The organism is Paenibacillus sp. FSL H8-0280 (genome assembly GCF_045040665.1).
Lineage (GTDB): Bacteria > Bacillota > Bacilli > Paenibacillales > Paenibacillaceae > Paenibacillus > Paenibacillus xylanexedens_A.
Genome location: NZ_CP150296.1, coordinates 3,686,379 through 3,702,041, shown reverse-complemented (window position 1 = coordinate 3,702,041; position 15,663 = coordinate 3,686,379). Strand labels below are relative to the sequence as shown.

The 15,663-nt window shown below is 43.3% G+C and carries 12 protein-coding genes; 1 reads left to right on the top strand and 11 read right to left on the bottom strand.

Annotation, left to right across the window (positions count from 1 at the left end):
* Positions 1 to 7: 7 nt before the first annotated feature.
* The 5 genes from MHI12_RS16335 to MHI12_RS16315 all read right to left on the bottom strand — a co-directional run bounded on the left by MHI12_RS16335 (position 8) and on the right by MHI12_RS16315 (position 5,866).
* Positions 8 to 1,195 carry an MFS transporter gene (locus MHI12_RS16335; RefSeq protein ID WP_405169743.1) on the bottom strand — a complete coding sequence of 396 codons (1,188 nt, stop codon included), beginning with the start codon at positions 1,193 to 1,195 and terminating at the stop codon, positions 8 to 10.
* Positions 1,196 to 1,636: 441 nt separating this feature from the next.
* Entirely contained in the window at positions 1,637 to 2,659 is a 1,023-nt protein-coding gene (locus tag MHI12_RS16330) for a LacI family DNA-binding transcriptional regulator (protein WP_341007662.1), read from the bottom strand.
* A gap of 257 nt (positions 2,660 to 2,916) precedes the next feature.
* On the bottom strand, positions 2,917 to 3,621 hold the full coding sequence (locus MHI12_RS16325; RefSeq protein WP_405169742.1) for a hypothetical protein: 705 nt from the start codon (positions 3,619 to 3,621) through the stop codon (positions 2,917 to 2,919).
* A 101-nt stretch (positions 3,622 to 3,722) separates the two neighbouring features.
* Positions 3,723 to 5,087, bottom strand: a complete 1,365-nt coding sequence (locus MHI12_RS16320; protein ID WP_405169741.1) for a sensor histidine kinase — start codon at positions 5,085 to 5,087, stop codon at positions 3,723 to 3,725.
* Positions 5,088 to 5,158: 71 nt separating this feature from the next.
* Positions 5,159 to 5,866: a response regulator transcription factor gene (locus MHI12_RS16315; protein ID WP_405169740.1), complete on the bottom strand. Its 708-nt coding sequence runs from the start codon at positions 5,864 to 5,866 to the stop codon at positions 5,159 to 5,161.
* A 156-nt stretch (positions 5,867 to 6,022) separates the two neighbouring features.
* On the opposite strand from MHI12_RS16315, the gene MHI12_RS16310 reads away from it, so the two are divergent.
* A complete protein-coding gene (locus MHI12_RS16310) occupies positions 6,023 to 6,280 on the top strand; it encodes a GlsB/YeaQ/YmgE family stress response membrane protein (RefSeq protein WP_405169739.1) in 258 nt (85 codons plus the stop codon).
* Positions 6,281 to 6,875: 595 nt separating this feature from the next.
* On the opposite strand, the gene ilvD is transcribed toward MHI12_RS16310, so the two are convergent.
* The 6 genes from ilvD to MHI12_RS16280 form a co-directional block, all read right to left on the bottom strand.
* Complete coding sequence (gene ilvD / locus MHI12_RS16305) at positions 6,876 to 8,567, bottom strand: dihydroxy-acid dehydratase (protein WP_405169738.1); 1,692 nt, start codon at positions 8,565 to 8,567, stop codon at positions 6,876 to 6,878.
* A 15-nt stretch (positions 8,568 to 8,582) separates the two neighbouring features.
* Positions 8,583 to 9,248 carry a GntR family transcriptional regulator gene (locus MHI12_RS16300; RefSeq protein ID WP_091029830.1) on the bottom strand — a complete coding sequence of 222 codons (666 nt, stop codon included), beginning with the start codon at positions 9,246 to 9,248 and terminating at the stop codon, positions 8,583 to 8,585.
* Positions 9,249 to 9,822: 574 nt separating this feature from the next.
* The gene (locus MHI12_RS16295) at positions 9,823 to 10,176 is read right to left on the bottom strand and encodes a hypothetical protein (RefSeq protein WP_405169737.1); all 354 of its coding nucleotides are present in this window, start codon (positions 10,174 to 10,176) and stop codon (positions 9,823 to 9,825) included.
* A gap of 51 nt (positions 10,177 to 10,227) precedes the next feature.
* Positions 10,228 to 11,436, bottom strand: coding sequence for a hypothetical protein (locus tag MHI12_RS16290; protein WP_405169736.1), 1,209 nt, complete (start codon positions 11,434 to 11,436; stop codon positions 10,228 to 10,230).
* 55 nt (positions 11,437 to 11,491) lie between these two features.
* Entirely contained in the window at positions 11,492 to 13,177 is a 1,686-nt protein-coding gene (locus tag MHI12_RS16285) for a hypothetical protein (protein ID WP_405169735.1), read from the bottom strand.
* A gap of 107 nt (positions 13,178 to 13,284) precedes the next feature.
* Positions 13,285 to 15,435, bottom strand: a complete 2,151-nt coding sequence (locus MHI12_RS16280; protein ID WP_405169734.1) for a beta strand repeat-containing protein — start codon at positions 15,433 to 15,435, stop codon at positions 13,285 to 13,287.
* Positions 15,436 to 15,663 lie beyond the last annotated feature (228 nt).

The following is a 15,663-nucleotide window of genomic DNA, read 5'->3' as shown; positions in this document are numbered from 1 at the left end:
TGAAACATTATTTTGAAATTGATCTTATTTGCTTTGATAAATAAAGCGCTAGACATGTACTCATCACAGCAATGCATAAGTCAAAATAAAACACAGCAGATATTCCTATATGTTTAACGAGTAAACTTGTGATAAAAGGAATAACCATAAAAGCTACGCTAGCAGAAGCACTTACATAAGATACGCTTACCCCTTTTCTAGCTGGAAATAAATCAATCATGACCGTCATAGCTAATTGATACATTCCTGAGGTGAACAACCCAAGAAAAAATGCAATAAACGGAGCAATGACTGGATTACGGAACGTCAGCAGTACAATTAAAACGACGGTTGCTATTCCAGGTGTAACGACCATTGCCGTAATAGGTTTAATGAACTTTTTTAATAAGAAAGCAAGCACCAAGATACAAATTAATCCACCCATGCTGTAAAAACTAAGTAACTCCACTGCCTTTTTCTCATTTAGCTGTAAGACTTGGTTACCATAAGTAGGCAGCCATGTCTGAATGACTGTTGACAACGATACAGAAAAAAAACCGATGATGACCAGAGCAGCACCTTCTTTCCAACTATACAAGTCGGTCTTCTGATCACTGGAAAGCTTCTCGTTTTTCTCCTTGTCGGAGTTTTGGACAGTCATTCCAGGAAAGCGAATGGTCACAAAATACATACCTAAAAAAACAAACAGAATGGCAGGAATGAAAAATGCATAACCAAAAAATAGTTCTTTAGACATTAAAAATGTTACTAAAGCCGGTAGAATGATAGCTCCTACTGACATAAATGCTTTTATTAACACAATTGCAGTGCCTGCTGCTTCTTGATAGCTTTCATTCAAGGCTGGGTAAGAACCGGAATCCAGAAGCGAATTACTTATTCCGGCTAAAAAAGCGAATAAGAGCGCAATCTGAAAGTGAGTTGTTAATGGTATTCCAACAAGAAAAACAGCGTATAGCAACGCAGCTGCAATGATCAAAGGTTTTCTGCCAAAACGATCGGATAACTTACCAGCAATATTTATTGTTACTAAGTGGCCAATCCCAACAACAGAGATAAGCAAGCTGATGTCTGTTGGGGCAACATGTAGTCGCTCGGATAAAAAATTCATATTTGAAGCGAGTATGATACTGACCATTCCCAATAGTAAATAGCTTAGGTAAATCCCTAATCCCATTTTTAGGTGCGGATATTTCATTTGTTGTCCCCTTTGCTAAAATACAAGTTCAACAACTCGATATAATAATTACATTTCTTTGCCCCCTAATGATACAATTCTGTACTCCTATATTAGGAAATATACCTTGATGCATAAACAGAGGTATATCGATGTACAAAATAAAATGAATTTAAATAAAATACACTTCTAATTATAAGGATAAAATCAAGTATATCGATATACTAATTATTGCGCAAAACTTACTATACTCCTCACAAAAAAATGTGTCAATATTGTGATAAATTTCACAGGGTTTTTTTAGTTATTATATTCTGTGTCCTAGTGGGGCTATCTTAAGTATTAAAATGTGAAAATCAAAAAAACACCTTCGAGCGATACTTGGAACGTTAGATCACGATCCATTTTCTCACTCGGAGGTGTTTTTCAGTTTCATCCATCATTTTATTTTGGGGAAATTTTTTATTTCGATGTATCTCTTATGACCAGCTCTGGTTTAAGAATCATACGCTGAATTCCTTCATTCTCACCAATAATCTTGCTATGCAGAAGCTTGGCTGCTTGAATGCCTATCAATTTAGGAAAGGATGAGACCGTCGTCAGAGGTGGGTGGTAATTTTCTGCATCAGGTATATTATCAAATCCGACAACATCTACGTCACGACCAACAACGATGCCCTCTTTAGTTAAGACTTTCATGACTCCAAAAGCAATCAAATCACTAAAGCAAAAAATGGCTGAAGGAGGATTTGGGGATTTTAATAATAACCTCGCAGCTTCCTCTCCTCCTTCGCTTGTAGGATCGCTAGCTATTATGATACTCTCTTCAAGTTCTAGATTATGGTCTTTGAAGGCCTTACGATATCCATCCATCCTTTTTACCCATGTCGAAGATTCTTTGACACCACCTAGAAATGCAATTCTTTGATGTCCTTTTTTTGCTAAGTGCGTCGTAGCCAGGTATGCTCCTTCTTCATAGTCGATACCTGCATAATCAGCGCTAATGCTGTACAATTCCCGGTTAGCTAGTACCAGAGGGGTTTTCAGATTATTTAATTGTTTTACGGTCTTTTCTAAACTAATGGAAGAAGGATTTAAAATCAGACCGTCAATTCTATGTTCTACCATAGTAGAGATTAAATTTTGTTGCTTTGTTGCATTGTCAGAAGTTGTACCAAGTAATACAGTGTATCCGAATTCCTCAAGTTTATTTTGTGCTCCAATCAGAAATTCTGAAATGAATTTGTTTGCAATATTGGTCACAATGACTCCAACCAAATTTGAACTTTGTGAACGCATATTTGCAGCTACCCTGTCGTAGATGTAACCTAATTCCTCAATTGAATTTAAAACTCTTTCACGAGTGGCTTGCGGAATTCTGGGATTATTTCTAACCACTAGCGAAGCAGTCGTTGTAGAAACACCTGCGTGCTCTGCTACATCCTTCAGGGTTATTCGTTTTTTTGAGTTTGTGTTTTTTCTCATCTATTCCACCAACTTCTTTTCTAAGTATATTGATACTATATAATCTGACTAATAACTATTTTCTATTATATCTGATCGTAACAGCCTGGGTACAGATAATACACCTATATTCCCCTCCTAGACAATCAAAAAAACCTATCACCAAGCTAACGTGCCGTCAGCTTAAAAAAGCCGCTAAATAGAAAATACCTGCCCCTCTCCCGGGCAGGTATTAAAGTTGAATCGTTAAAAGGTTTACCAACATCGATCACTAAATATTAGTCCAGAAGGCTGTAGATTTGAATACTCTCCACCTTGGCATCCTTGATATGAAACGACATCACATCCACATAATTGGATGGCTCGTAACGGAAGTCATCCTCCTCATCAGGGGCTCCATCACCAAGTAGTTTCCCCTCAGGGTAGGCATTTTTGAGTGTATCCAGACTATCTCCTGCTTTAATGTTTCGCACTGTCGTGTACTTAGGATCTGTGATTTCGATATGAAAGATGGAGTCTTGTTTGCCCTCCGGTATACTGATTGTTTTAATCTCCAGACCAGGATACGTGTATACCTTTTCTGTAAAACCGATTAACGTATCCATGTTTGTTCCATCGTCAGCACTGTACGTATGAGATTTCAGGTTATCCGGTTTGCCCAGCATCTGTTCCATCTGATCTTCATTCGCTGTATCCGAAATCGCAATAGTGTGCTCATTATAGACAAAAGCAAGTTCCTTCAGCACCACATTGCCTTCCTTCTCCATCGAACCTTCCTTTATGGCTTCACTACCCTTTTCTTCAGAAGTTTCGGAAGCAGGCGCATTAGCATTTGTTGCTCCTTCGCCTTTGCTCTGTTCATTCGCTGTGTTCTGTCCGGTTGCTGGGGGCGTAGCATCATTGGACTGACAGCCCGTTAATGCCACCGTTAGTAAAGCACCTAGTACGATAACACCTGTTGCTTTGTTTATCAATTTCATCATGATCCCTCCATAAATGTGTGATTTGTTCTTATGAAGTGATTATAAATAAAACATTTGTTAGTCTCATAACAGAAATGTACCAATCTTGTAACGTTAATTATTTACGATTGTGTTTCCGCACGGGGCAACACAATGGTAACGGTCGTTCCTTCCCCGATTTGACTTTCGATGTCGATATATCCATTAAACCGCTCTACAATCTCTTTGCAAATGGAAAGTCCAAGACCTGAGCCGTTTGCTGTGCTAGCATTTCTCGCTCGGTAAAAGCGTTCCTGCACTCGTTCCAGCTCCTCGCCCGAGATGCCGATACCTTGATCACGTATCCGTATAACTACCTCGCTTGGCGTATATTCCAAATTCAATTCGATCAGCGATGGACTGCCAGAATATTTGATGGCATTATCCACAAGATTGGCAATCGCATGAGACATCAGCATTGGATTTACGTTGGCGTAAACTCTTGTCGTACCCTCATCATCCGGTTCTTCCTCCGCTTGACTGACTCTGATCTCGATCTCTTTATCCTTAGCCTTGGCTCCCATATTCATTACGACTTGCTGAATCAGTTCGTTCATTTCCGTCTTCTCAAGTTCCAGTTCGTTAGAACCAGCCTTGTCGAATCGGGATAACAACAACAGTTCATTAATCAAACGTGTCAGCCGATCCGATTCCTGCAGCAGATGAGCATATATTTTTTGCAGCTCCTTGTTCTCAGTCTCCCCTTCAACCAAGTATTGAGAGAAACCACGAATGGCTGCCAAGGGTGTTTTTAACTCGTGAGATACGTTGGAGACAAATTGTTTCTGGTACTGAATGTAATCATGAAGCTGCCGCCCCATGGAGTCCAGCCCATCTGCCAGCATGCCCAACTCATCCTTCCGGTTTAGATGAACTCTCCGAAACTCCTGTCTGGAGAAACTTTGCGCAGCGCCAAGCAACTGCTTAATCGGCTTGGTTGTGTTGCGGGCAATCCACAGGCTGGATAACGTAATCAGCACAATAAATCCGCCTGCACCGACAAACAGGATATAACGGATTTGATCCATGATCGCATAAAAGTAGGAAATGTCCTCCACGAACTCATACACATAAGCGTTTTCGTAGAATTGATCCTGAATGGGCGTCGCAAAATACAGCAGATGATCTTCCGTTACGGTGTAGGCATAACTGCCGCTCAGTGCTTTATCAATATTTTTTGCGAAAATAAGAGGTTTGCCATCATTAATGATGATGCCATCCACAGCCAAGCCCAGCAACTGCTTGGAGCTGTCATAGATACGTACTTCCTTGCCTGAAGCTTTCAGCTTCTCCAGAGCAAGTCTGACAATTTCCTTGGTCTGGGGCTCTCCTGAAGATGACCTATGCTGTGACAACACCTCACGGAAGGACAACTCGGACAGATCCGCTTTCTCCATCATCTGTTTCTCAATGGTAATGAAGCTGTAGTAATCGATGGCTTTATTCACCGCAAAAATGATGATGCCAAAGGACAGCACGGAGAAAAATAAATAATTCAGCAGTAACCGGGTTGCATACTTCAGGCCTCGCCACCTCCAAGTTGATAGCCAAATCCATAGATCGTCCTGACATATTTCGGTTCGTCCGCGTTATCCTCCAGCTTCTTCCTTAACCGCATGATGGTCATATCTACACTTCGACTGTCTCCCATAAAGTCATATCCCCATCCGATCTGCAGCAGCTCATCCCGGGTAAAGATTTTGTCTGGCCTTTTGAGTAACGTTTCCAGAATTTTAAACTCTTTGGCCGTTAAAGACACGGGTACACCGTTTTTTAGCACCCTTCGGCTTTCCAGATCAAATGTCAGCTCTTCATGAATGATGCGTGTAGATTTCACTTCTGTTCCTTCAATGGATTCCTCCTTGCTCTCGTTTCTTCTCAGAATGACCTTGATTCGGGCGAGCAATTCACGATTGTCAAAGGGTTTGGTCATATAATCTTCCGCGCCTAGTTCAAGTCCCAACACCTTGTCGATTACCTCATTTTTGGCAGAGAGCATGATCACAGGGATGGCACGCTTTCCGGTGATTTCCTTACACAACTCATAGCCGGAGCAGTCTGGCAGCATCAAGTCAAGTACCACTAAATCGGGTTGAAAAGAGTCGAGTAGCTGCAGGCCCGTTTTGCCGTCCTCTGCGGTCTGCACATCGTAGTTTTCTCTCCTTAGCACCAGCTCAATTAAATCTCGAATTGCGATTTCATCATCAATGACTAGGATTTTCTTCAACTGTACACCCCTATCTATCCTTGTTTACACGAGCTTAAACAACTATTAACCCATCTTAGCACAGGCGCTTTAGATTTCTCCACCAACTGGAAGATGAGGTATATTCCACTGAGCCCAACATAACTTGTAATAAACCCGAAGAAAGGAGAACAATTCATGGATCTGCTCTGGGTACTCATTGTTGGTGGACTTATTGGCTGGTTAAGCGGCAACTTGATTGGGCGGGACGTACCGGGCGGTGTACTTGGGAACATTATTGCGGGTTTTATCGGTTCCTGGTTAGGAACAGAATTGTTGGGACCAAGGGGGCCGGTAATTGGCGGATTTCATATTATTCCCGCCATCGTTGGCTCGATTATTGCCCTGCTCATCTTCTTCGCTCTGGCACGCGGTGGAGCCATCCGAAGACGTTAACCAAGAGAGGCGGAAACTGATACCGTCGTTCATTAGTGCAGGATAAACATAGAAGGACCGAAAGCATTCATCGATGAAAGATGAACACTTACGGTCCTTTTTTTATTTTTGTACTGATTTCATCCATTCTTTCAGTGTCTGAACAACCTGCTCAAGCTGTTCCTGTTCTGTAACTTTAGGTGCGCTGTCTCCCTTTTGCATCCCGTAGGAAGGAATTTGAATACCGGATGAACTGGCAGTTATAGGGTTTGACAATCTACCATAGCTAAAATTATGAATATTACTACAATTGAAATACCTTTAGTGGAGATGCGAAGAAATAGCAGTGAAATTAGTTGAACGACTCAGGGTATAGTAAAAAACTTTGGCGAGGATCGGAATATGTTCTTGTCCCTCGACAAAACAAACCCCCGTTAATTTTCAAATGATAAAACAAACGGGGGTTAATAATTTAATCTTTTGACGTATTCTTCATCATTTTCTTGCGAACTTCTTGATCTCTAAAGCTGGCGTTTTTTTGTTTCGCGTGCTTCATGCATTCGTTGTAGCAGATTCTCCATTCCCATTTTATATGCAGCATTAATGTTTATTTGTCTTATTCCATCAAATCTGTTACTGCCCCTTTGGAAGCGGAGGAAACTAATTTAGCATATTTGGCAAGTACACCGGACTTCACTTTCAGTGGCGGTTGTACCCAAGCTTGCGCTCGAGCGGCCAACTCTTCTTCTGGCACTTCAACCTTAATTTCCTGAATGTCGCTATCAATGGTGATAATATCTCCACTTTGGAGCAAAGAGATCGGTCCACCTACTTGTGCCTCAGGGGATACATGGCCGACTACAAATCCATGCGATCCACCGGAGAACCTACCATCTGTTATGAGAGCAACTTTCCCCCCGAGACCTTTTCCTACAATGAGTGCTGTAACGGAAAGCATCTCAGGCATACCTGGTCCACCCTTCGGTCCACAATAGCGTATGACCAATACGTCCCCTTCTTGAATTTCATCATTCATGATCGCTTCTGTCGCTTCATCTTCGCTATCGTACACCTTTGTCGGTCCGGAAAACTGTTGTATCTTCATGCCTGACATTTTGGCAACAGCGCCTTCAGGAGCTAGGTTTCCTCGAAGCACAACCAGTGGTCCATTTGGTTTAAGCGGATTATTGAGTGGACGTATAATCTCTTGATCATTCTGAAGTGGAGCAGCTTCCGCTAAATTCTCCGCCAACGTTTTACCAGTTACGGTGAGGCAATCCCCATGAAGTAATCCCTCAGCAAGCAATAGCTTCATTACCCCGGAAACACCACCAATATCATTCAAATCCTGCATGACATACTGACCACTTGGCTTCAGATCTGCCAAATGAGGAACACGCAAGCGAATTCGTTCAAAATCATCCAAGGTTAAATCCACTTCTACGGAGTGCGCAATAGCTAGCAGATGGAGAAATGCATTGGTTGATCCCCCTAGAGCCATAACAACGGTGATCGCATTCTCAAATGCTTTCTTCGTCATAATGTCTCTTGGGTAGATTTCCTGTTCAAGAAGTGAGATGACCTGCTTACCGGCTGCTTCGCATTCCAATGCTTTATCCGCTGAGATAGCTGATGTCGAAGAAGAACCAGGCAAACACATACCCATTGCTTCTGCAGCTGCGGCCATCGTATTAGCGGTATACATCCCCCCACAAGCCCCTGGACCTGGACAAACACTGCATTCGACCTTATGCAATTGTTCATCTGTTATTTTTCCATCTTGATATTGCCCAACGGCTTCAAATGCTGAAACGATATCCACTTTTTTACCGTCGAGATTACCAGGTTGAATGGTTCCCCCATATACATAAACGGAAGGAATGTTCATGCGTCCGATAGCCATCAGACATGCAGGCGTATTCTTGTCACAACCACCGATCGCAACAACGCCGTCAAAACGCTCGGCTCCGGTCACAATTTCAATTGAATCAGCTATAGCTTCCCGACTTGGTAGCGAGAACAACATCCCGCCATGCCCCATCGAGATCCCATCAGAAACGGTAATCGTATTAAAAATTAGTGGAGCACCGCCGTTATTACGTGCGCCTTGCTTAGCTTGCACCGCTAAATCATTGATGTGCATATTACACGGTGTTACTTCACTCCACGTACTTGCTATTCCGATCATTGGCTTTTTAAAATCCTCATCTTGAAATCCAACTGCACGCAGCATCGCTCTGTTCGGTACCCGGTTAGCACCTTCACTGATTACCTTGCTTCGAATGCGAAGATCTTTTTTATTTTCCATGTTTCTTCCCTCATTTCAAAGTATTTCGTTCAGTTCCTGCATCGGTCGAATAAAATTTTGTTTCATTAAATTATGGGCATCGTTGCTATTTTTGCCTTCAAAAGCTTTAATAATCTGATCATGTTCTTCAACTGAAGCTAGTGTAGCCGTAATAGGTTGTTTTAAAAATACGTATTTAAATCGCCTAATGTGAATCTGAAGAGATGTATTAAATGTAGCTACATAAGGATTATCTGAGAGCTCCACAATATGATTATGAAATTGCTCATCCACCTCCATAGCCTGATAAACTTGTCCATTTTTAATAGAACTTGCGAATTCCAAATTTATGGATCTTAGTTTCTCGATCTGTTCTGGAACAATAGTTTGGGCGGTGATTTCAGCAGCTAAGGCCTGAAGAGCAGCCATCGTTGAATACATCTTAAAAATATCGTTTTTCTCAATATTCGTTACTTTTGTTTCTTTTCCTGGATGCATGGACACGAGGCCTTGAACTTCGAGTAACTGAAATGCCTCCCGAATCGGTGTCCGGCTGACTCCAAGCGATTCAGCCATTTCCGCATCAATAAGCTTTTCACCTGGTTGCAGTGTTCCATCAATGATCCATCGCTGAATCTGAGAAAACGCTCTTTCTTTTGCGGACATACGGACTGGTAAGGAAAAATCTTTAGGAATTGGCATTGTTTTCATCCTCATTACAATTATTCTTATATGCAATATATCGCATACACGATCGAGAAGCAATTTTTATTTCATTTTTACTCGCTCAATTAAGTTTATCCAGATAACTACCTGTTTTTATTGAGAGTTTGAGACAAAAAAGAAAGACTATAGTTGAAGAGTCTTTCTTTGAGAAATGTTACATAAGTAATATATTTTAATATGATTCTGTTCTTATATAAAATTATTCGGTACTAATGAGGGCTTATGTACTTTTTAGTTAAGTACACATCTAATCGGCAATCGGTACAAGTTCTTGTCCTTGGCTCGGGACACGAACTTGTACCGATAAAATAAAAAAAGCCGCTTAAATATAGCGACTTCAATGGGAATATGTTCTTGTCCCTCGACAACTTTAAATGGAACAATGTTATTCTGGTTGCTTCTTTCTGAACAGCAAATCCACTTAAGTTCATGCCCATGCGCATTGAAAACGTTTAGAGCATTTTCCACGACATAGGTTCAAGCTTTGATTTTACACCGTGTTCCTTTAGTTTATCTCGCAAAAATACAAATATTATCAAATTCTTGCTTCTTATGCTTCGTCAAGTTGTTCAGAAGCTACTAAGCGATGCGCCGAGACAAGCTGTCCGGCAGCATCTTTACCCCAAACTGAAATTTGATCTTGTTGCTCTGCTAAACCGCTCGTTGTAAAGACAAATTCAAAAGAATTAAAGTCTGCGTAATAATTTTTGGTTAGGACTTGATTAGGATTTATAGAAATTAACTCAAGTACATATAGTGTTCTTGTTCCATTCAAATAATAACCCTGAATCAAGATATTTGAGCCATCGACTAAGTTGCGATTATCTATTTTGATCGTCAACTGTTGTGTCGGCCTTACACTATTAACAGGATTATTTTCTATCGGACCGGTGGATAAAATCATTCTCTCTTACCCCTTTCCAACATTTACTGTATTTCACTATGACCTGAGGTTTTACCAGCTCTCAGCAACACTAAATACCACATCAACTATATTTGAGCCTGCCCCACCAATATTTGATACAGCTAATGTTACGACCTGATTTTCAGGAAGCGTGAAATCGAATAGTTCTGAAGAAGCTAATATCCTGTTTCCTCCTGTTCCGCCTCCTGTAACACCTTGAAACACTACTTCTCCTCCGGTAATCGTCGTAGAAGAGTTGTTTACCAACAGAGCTGTTTCGCTATCGGGAATGATCGTTGTAGCTGTTGGATAATTAATAAATGCTCCGTCGAGAGTTCCACCCACAAGTACTTGATAACTAAGATCTACGGATGAGATAATGTTTATTTCTTCTAGATCCACTTGAACAGAGTTCGTTCTAGCTGATCCCGAAGGGAAGATTGCTTTTCTTGTAAATGATAGGACGGGTGTTAGTGTTGATGTGAGATTGGTAACCCTCCTCCTTTCCGAAGTGACTCTAAAGGTAGGATCATATTTTCCGATAATACTATATTGTCTTCCTCCTACAAAAAGGGTATAAGCTTCTGCAGTTCCGTTATTATCGATTTGTGCTCTTAATGGAAGATTGGGGTCAATAAAACTCGTTTGACCAGTTGGGGAGAATCGGTGGACGGTAAATACCTCTTGCGCTAATGTCGCCGGATTAGGGATGACCACTCTAAATTCGATTACTCCATATCCATACCAAGTAAATACGATTTGGAATATATTCCCTTTAGATAAACTAAGTGTCACTCCACTCGGACCTGTTCCATCTAATCGGTCTACATTCCATGAACTTTGAGGAAATGTTGTATCGGAGCCTCCTCGCCGTATGACCACGAATACATTTGTGCTATTTACTCCAAAAAAGGCCCCGTTCTGATCGTCAAAAAATCCCCATCTTCCAATCTGATTGCCTATCGGCAGTATAGGTATTCGAACGCCGATTCCGGCCTCTCCTGCGAATCCTGGCTCGTATCTACCTCGTAATACACTTTCTAGAATGGCCGAATCTGTTCCGTTAGTGGTATTGCTTAGATTAAATTCGGTTGCATCATTGGTAACCGTACCATCCCCAGTGGTTGTAACGGAATCTCTTAGAATGGATAGACCATATGCAGATGTTAACTCCACAATTGGGGTTTTTTCCGATACAATCAGCTCATCGAATTGCGAACTTATATTCGGACCAATATTCGAGATAATAATATCTGACAAGATAGTTCCTCCTTCGCAGAAAGGGAAAAGTGAATCCCTCCTTTTCTATTACTTTTTACCATTCTTCAGTAAGACTGAAGGTGGCCGTAACAGGATTAGTACCCCCGCTTAAATTTCCTACGGCTAAAGTCACAATTTCAGAGTCAGGTAATTGGAAATCCAATAATGAAGAAGAAGCTGATATTCTGACACTTCCCGCAACTCCGGCTACTAAGCCTTGTAATAGGACTTGACCATCCGCTATTGTCGTTAGTGTGTTGTTAATTAGAAGAGCTGTTTCCGAAGTTGGAATATTAGTTGTTGCAGTTGGAAAGTTCACGAAGCCCCCATTAATCGTTCCTCCTAATATGACCTGATAGTAAATATCATCTGTAGTTATAAGATCAATACTTTCTAATTTGACACTCACTGAATTTGCCCTACCTGAACCTGGCGGGAAGGATGTCTTTCTCTGGAAAGACAAAATTGGTGTGAGTGACCCTGTTGCAGTTACAGTTCTCCTTTCGGAAGTAACCCTGAAAATGGGATTATATTTACCCAATATACTGTATTGTCTTCCTCCAACGAATAAATTGAGTTCTGATTCTGTGCCATTATTAAAGATTTCCGCACGTAGAGGAAGATTAGGATCGGCCAGACTGGTTTGCCCATTGGGGGAAAAGCGATGAACGGTAATTACTTCTTGTGCTAAAGTCGCAGGATCAGGGATGACAACTCTAAATTCGATTACTCCATACCCATACCAAGTAAATACGATTTGAAATATATTCCCTTTAGATAAATTAAGCGTCGCGCCACTCGGACCTGTTCCATCTAATTTATCCACATTCCAAGATGTTTGAGGAATAATAGTATCAACACTTGCTCTTCTGATCGCTACAAATATTCCATTCACTACGCTCTGTCCAAAGAATAAGCCGTTCTGATCGTCAAAAGCGCCCCATCTGACCACTTGGGTCCCTGTCGGTGGAGCTGGTAAACGAGCACCAATTCCTATTTCTCCCGCTAAGCCTGATTCATACCTTCCTCTCTCCGAGCTTTGAAGGATAGCAATGTCAGATCCGGATATAGTTGTAGTTAATTGAAATTCCGTATTATTACTTCCGACTGTAGCATCGCCCAATGTTAAAACAATGTCTCTTAGGTTGGATAAGCCATATACAGAAGTCAACTCAATAATCGGTGTTTTTTCGTTGGTTCTTAATTCGTTAAATTGAGAGCTAACATTGGGTCCTACTCCCACGATGGTCGCATTAGGCTCAATCGTACCTTGGGCTCCCGTAGCTCCTGTAACTCCTGTAGCCCCAGTGGGTCCTATGGCTCCTGTAGCTCCCGTAGCTCCCGTAGCTCCCGTAGCTCCCGTTGTTCCTGGGGGGCCTGTTACTTCATTTGCGCCTAGCAATTCTGAAGATACAATACGATGGGGAATTACAAGTTGCCCCTCTACATTTTTTCCCCATACCGAGATTCCCATCTGATCTTCTGCTAAACCGCTCGTTGTAAAGACAAATTCAAAAGCATTAAAGTCCCCATCATAATTCTTCGTTATTACTTCATTTGGATTCACATTAATGAGTTCGTTTACGTATAAGTTTCGAGTTCCGTCTAGATAATATCCTTGAATCAAAACATCGGCACTATTGATTAAATCTCGATTATCCATTTTAATTGTCAGTTGCTGCGTTGGCCTTACACCACTGACCGGATTATTCTCAATCGGTCCGGTTGATAAAATAGCCATAAAATTTTATTCTCCTTTTTTCCAAATGATAGAGGCAGAAATATTCATCCACCTCCACCCCTTTGGTTTTAAACTAACAAAAATTTAGGCGCTCATCTTCCACTCCGCTACTGAACCTGAATAATCGAAACAGAACCATCTGTAAGTGTAGCTGTTGCTGACCCATTATAAAGAAAATCGATTGTAATCGCAGTTGAAGTAGCATCAGCTAAAAACGTCCCAGATACACTTACATTCGCATCTAAAGTTCCTGTAACTGCTCTCCCTGAAAACCGACTTTGAAATACAAGATTAATTCTTGGTGTAACCGTAACGTTCCCAATTACAGAACTCGTTCCTCTAAACGTATACGAAACCAAATAAATGTGCCCTGATGCTAGTACAAAGGTAGTACTTGTTGGGTGCAATATGTTAGTGCCATTAATAAATACGGTCGTATACGAGATAGCTGTCGCATTTGCAACAGACGGTACGCTAACATTAAATAATCCATTTTGTATTGTGGCATTTGCCCCGGTTGCACCTGTGCTCCCTGTGGTTCCAGTTGAGCCCGTTGCACCTGTTGTGCCTGTGATTCCCGTGGCTCCAGTTACACCCGTTGCCCCACTTGTGCCCGTGATGCCTGTGGCTCCAGTTACGCCCGTGGCCCCTGTGCTCCCTGTGGCCCCGGTTACGCCGGTTGCGCCTGAGATCCCCGTGGCTCCGGTTACGCCCGTGGCCCCTGTTTCCCCGGTTGCGCCCGTGATGCCTGTGGCTCCAGTTCCCCCCGTTGCACCCGTTTCCCCGGTAGCCCCGGTGATGCCCGTAGCTCCGGTTACGCCGGTTGCACCAGTTTCCCCAGTAGCACCTGTGATTCCGGTGGCCCCGGTTACGCCGGTTGCACCAGTTTCCCCAGTAGCACCTGTGATCCCGGTGGCCCCGGTTGCGCCTGAGATGCCTGTGGCTCCGGTTACGCCCGTGGCCCCTGTTTCGCCGGTTGCACCAGTTTCCCCGGTAGCCCCCGTGATGCCCGTAGTTCCGGTTGCCCCAGTTACGCCCGTGATGCCTGTTTCCCCGGTTACGCCAGTGATGCCCGTGGCTCCCGTTACGCCGGTTGCACCAGTTTCCCCAGTAGCACCTGTGATCCCGGTTGCACCAGTTTCACCGGTAGCCCCCGTGATGCCCGTAGCTCCGGTTGCCCCCGTGGCCCCTGTCTCCCCGGTTGCACCTGTGATGCCCGTAGCTCCGGTTCCCCCCGTGGCCCCTGTCTCGCCGGTTGCGCCTGAGATACCTGTGGCTCCGGTTACGCCCGTTGCCCCTGTCTCGCCGGTTGCGCCTGAGATACCTGTGGCTCCGGTTACGCCCGTTGCCCCTGTCTCGCCGGTTGCGCCTGAGATACCTGTGGCTCCGGTTACGCCCGTTGCCCCTGTCTCGCCGGTTGCGCCTGAGATACCTGTGGCTCCGGTTACGCCCGTTGCCCCTGTCTCGCCGGTTGCGCCTGAGATACCTGTGGCTCCGGTTACGCCCGTTGCCCCTGTCTCGCCGGTTGCGCCTGAGATACCTGTGGCTCCGGTTACGCCCGTTGCCCCTGTCTCGCCGGTTGCGCCTGAGATGCCTGTGGCTCCGGTTACGCCCGTTGCCCCTGTTTCCCCGGTAGCCCCGGTGATGCCCGTAGCTCCGGTTGCCCCAGTTACGCCAGTGATGCCTGTTTCCCCGGTTGCACCTGAGATGCCTGCTGCTCCCGTTACACCCGTTGCCCCTGTGGTCCCCGTGGCTCCAGTTGCACCTCCAGCGGGGCCTGTATTCCCTGTAGCTCCAGTTACGCCCGTTGCCCCAGTCGCACCGGTTGATCCTGTGTTCCCCGTTGCTCCAGTTACGCCCGTTGCCCCAGTTGCGCCGGTTGCGCCTGTGATTCCCGTGGCTCCATTGTCTTCTAACAATTCTGAAGATACAATACGGTGAGGCGTTACGAGCTGTCCCATGGAGTTTTTTCCCCAAACTGAAATTTCTACTTGTTGTTCTGCTAAACCGCTCGTTGTAAAGACAAATTCAAATACGTCTAGGTTTGCAAAATAATCTTTTTTTATGGCTTGATTTGGATTTACGCTAATTAATTCGAGTATATATTCCGTTCTGGTTCCGTTTAGGTAATAACCCTGAATCAAAACAATTGCATTCGTAACCAAATTTCTATTATCAATATTAATGGTCAGCTGTTGTGTTGGTCTTACACCACTGACCGGATTATTCTCAATCGGTCCAGTTGATAAAATAGCCATTTATTTCACCCCGCTTTCTTTACGTTTTAGGAACAGGAGAGAAATTGCATTCCTTATATCCTAATCCTTCTCTCACTCCTATAGACCGACAATTTCAACGGTTTGGTCATCCGCTTCTCTGTGCCGCATATTTGTATCCATTAAAGTTGTGCTTTTATTTTTTCATTAAAGGGAACTAATTGACTCTGGAAAGCACTTGTACCTTTTCTTCACAACAAAAAAAGCCGC

Bases quoted from the DNA above. Each gene is read 5' to 3' on its own strand.
- ilvD (WP_405169738.1), bottom strand. From the start codon at position 8,567: ATGGAAAATAAAAAAGATCTTCGCATTCGAAGCAAGGTAATCAGTGAA.
- MHI12_RS16330 (WP_341007662.1), bottom strand. From the start codon at position 2,659: ATGAGAAAAAACACAAACTCAAAAAAACGAATAACCCTGAAGGATGTA.
- MHI12_RS16310 (WP_405169739.1), top strand. From the start codon at position 6,023: ATGGATCTGCTCTGGGTACTCATTGTTGGTGGACTTATTGGCTGGTTA.
- MHI12_RS16285 (WP_405169735.1), bottom strand. From the start codon at position 13,177: ATGGCTATTTTATCAACCGGACCGATTGAGAATAATCCGGTCAGTGGT.
- MHI12_RS16325 (WP_405169742.1), bottom strand. From the start codon at position 3,621: ATGATGAAATTGATAAACAAAGCAACAGGTGTTATCGTACTAGGTGCT.
- MHI12_RS16300 (WP_091029830.1), bottom strand. From the start codon at position 9,248: ATGCCAATTCCTAAAGATTTTTCCTTACCAGTCCGTATGTCCGCAAAA.
- MHI12_RS16295 (WP_405169737.1), bottom strand. From the start codon at position 10,176: ATGATTTTATCCACCGGTCCGATAGAAAATAATCCTGTTAATAGTGTA.
- MHI12_RS16335 (WP_405169743.1), bottom strand. From the start codon at position 1,195: ATGAAATATCCGCACCTAAAAATGGGATTAGGGATTTACCTAAGCTAT.
- MHI12_RS16280 (WP_405169734.1), bottom strand. From the start codon at position 15,435: ATGGCTATTTTATCAACTGGACCGATTGAGAATAATCCGGTCAGTGGT.